General features: G+C 50.0%; 2 rRNA genes. Both read left to right on the top strand.

What is annotated here, in order from left to right:
• Positions 1–2,714, top strand: a 23S ribosomal RNA gene (locus tag J5V48_RS09555); the annotation flags it as partial.
• Positions 2,715–2,789: 75 nt separating this feature from the next.
• A 5S ribosomal RNA gene (gene rrf / locus J5V48_RS09560) occupies positions 2,790–2,905 on the top strand.
• Positions 2,906–2,907: the final 2 nt, after the last annotated feature.

The following is a 2,907-nucleotide window of genomic DNA, read 5'->3' on the forward strand; positions in this document are numbered from 1 at the left end:
AGGTATAGAAGCGAACCAGGGGAAGTGAAACATCTCAGTACCCTGAGGAAAAGAAATCAAAAGAGATTTCCAAAGTAGCGGCGAGCGAAATGGAAAGAGCCCAAAAGTCATATATGTACAAGTAGAACTGCATGGAAAGGCAGAGGAGACAGAGTGATACTCTCGTATACGTAAGTGGATATATGATGAGCGTTGAGTAGGGCGGGACACGTGGTATCCTGTCTGAACATAGGGGGACCATCCTCTAAGGCTAAATACTACCTGACGACCGATAGTGAACCAGTACCGTGAGGGAAAGGCGAAAAGAACCCCTGTAAGGGGAGTGAAATAGAATCTGAAACCGTGTGCGTACAAGCAGTGGGAGCTCGAAAGAGTGACTGCGTACCTTTTGTATAATGGGTCAGCGAGTTATCTGTATTAGCAAGGTTAACTTAAATGAGGGAGCCGTAGGGAAACCGAGTCTTAAAAGGGCGAGAAGTTGATGCAGGTAGACCCGAAACCGAGTGATCTAGTCCTGGACAGGCTGAAAGCAGGGTAACACCTGCCGGAGGGCCGAACCTACTGTCGTTGCAAAGCCAGAGGATGATCTGGGACTAGGGGTGAAAGGCCAATCAAACCCGGTGATAGCTGGTTCTCCCCGAAAGCTATTTAGGTAGCGTCCTGCAGGGGCGTATGGGGGTAGAGCACTGTTATAGGAAGGGGTTCATTGCGAACTACCGACCTATTGCAAACTACGAATACCATACAGTTGTAAGCAGGGGACACACAGTGGGTGCTAACGTTCATTGTGAAGAGGGAAACAACCCGGACCGCCAGCTAAGGTCCCAAAGTTCTGATTAAGTGGGAAACGATGTGGGAAGGCATAGACAGCCAGGATGTTGGCTTAGAAGCAGCCATCATTAAAAGAAAGCGTAATAGCTCACTGGTCGAGTCGGCCTGCGCGGAAGATGTAACGGGGCTCAAATCAGACACCGAAGCTGCGGATTCATACGCAAGTATGAGTGGTAGGGGAGCGTTGTGTAAGCCTGAGAAGGTGTATCGGAAGGTATGCTGGAGGTATCACAAGTGCGAATGCTGACGCAAGTAACGATAAAACGAGTTAAATGCTCGTTCGCCGGAAGACCAAGGTTTCCTGTCCAACGTTAAACGGGGCAGGGTTAGTCGGAGCCTAAGGCGAGGATGAAAATCGTAGTCGAAGGGAAACGGGTTAATATTCCCGTACCTTGTAATATTGTGAAGTGGTGACGGAGAAGGTAAGGTTAGCCTGGCGATGGTAGTCCAGGTGAAAGGCGGTAGGTAGATAGACGGGATAAAAGACGACTATCAATAATCTGAGAGCCGAGACGAAGTACCTACGGGTATGAAGTAACTGGGTCCAAGCTTCCAGGAAAAGCCACTAAACTATAGATATTATGAGTCCGTACCCCAAACCGACACAGGTGGTCGGGTAGAAGATACCAAGGCGCTTGGGAGAACTCGGGTGAAGGAACTAGGCAAAATTGTACCGTAACTTCGGGAGAAGGTACGCTGTGAATTGTGAGAAGATTTACTCTTTAAGCGAATTACAGCCGCAGAGAAATGGTGGCTGGGACTGTTTAACAAAAACATAGCACTCTGCAAACATGAAAGTGGAAGTATAGGGTGTGACACCTGCCCGGTGCCGGAAGGTTAAATGATGATGTCAGAGCAATCGAAGCATCTGAGTGAAGCCCCGGTAAACGGCGGCCGTAACTATAACGGTCCTAAGGTAGCGAAATTCCTTGTCGGGCAAGTTCCGACCTGCACGAATGGTGTAACCATGGCCACGCTGTCTCCACCCGAGACCCAGTGAAACCGAAATCGCTGTGAAGATGCAGTGTACCCGCGGCTAGACGGAAAGACCCCGTGAACCTTTACTGCAGCTTGACACTGAACTTTGAACCTATTTGTGTAGGATAGGCGGGAGACATTGAAGTACGTACGCCAGTATGTATGGAGTCAACCTTGAAATACCGCCCTGATAGTTTTGAAGTTCTAACTGTAAGGTACAACCTTAAGGACAGTGTCTGGTGGGAAGTTTGACTGGGGCGGTCTCCTCCCAAAGAGTAACGGAGGAGCACGAAGGTCGGCTGATCACGGTCGGAAACCGTGAGGTCAGTGCAATGGCATAAGCCGGCTTGACTGCGAGAGCAACAACTCGAGCAGGTGCGAAAGCAGGTCATAGTGATCCGGTGGTTCCATATGGACGGGCCATCGCTCAACGGATAAAAGGTACTCTGGGGATAACAGGCTGATACCGCCCAAGAGTTCATATCGACGGCGGTGTTTGGCACCTCGATGTCGGCTCATCACATCCTGGGGCTGAAGTTGGTCCCAAGGGTATGGCTGTTCGCCATTTAAAGTGGTACGCGAGCTGGGTTCAAAACGTCGTGAGACAGTTTGGTCCCTATCTACCGCGGGCGTTGGATGATTGAGGGGGATTGCTCCTAGTACGAGAGGACCGGAGTGAACGAGCCTCTGGTTTACGGGTTGTCATGCCAATGGCACGGCCCGGCAGCCAAGCTCGGAACTGATAACCGCTGAAAGCATCTAAGCGGGAAGCAGGCCCCAAGATGAGTCATCCCTGACTATAAGTCAATAAAGACCGTTGAAGACTACGACGTTGATAGGCTGGATGTGGAAGCTCTGTGAGGAGTGAAGCTTGCCAGTACTAATGCTCTGAACGTCTTGACCATACAACCCCGGAAGGCATCTGGAGTTTGCAATTTTACTTTTCCTTATAGCTTGTTTTATGTTTTATACCCAATTTGCCTGGCGGCCATAGTGCTGTAGAACCACCTGTTCCCATTCCGAACACAGAAGTGAAATGCAGTTACGCCGATGGTAGTGCAACGTACGTTTGTGTGAGAGTAGGTCACTGCCAGGCAT

The organism is Succinivibrio faecicola (genome assembly GCF_019448115.1).
Lineage (GTDB): Bacteria > Pseudomonadota > Gammaproteobacteria > Enterobacterales > Succinivibrionaceae > Succinivibrio > Succinivibrio faecicola.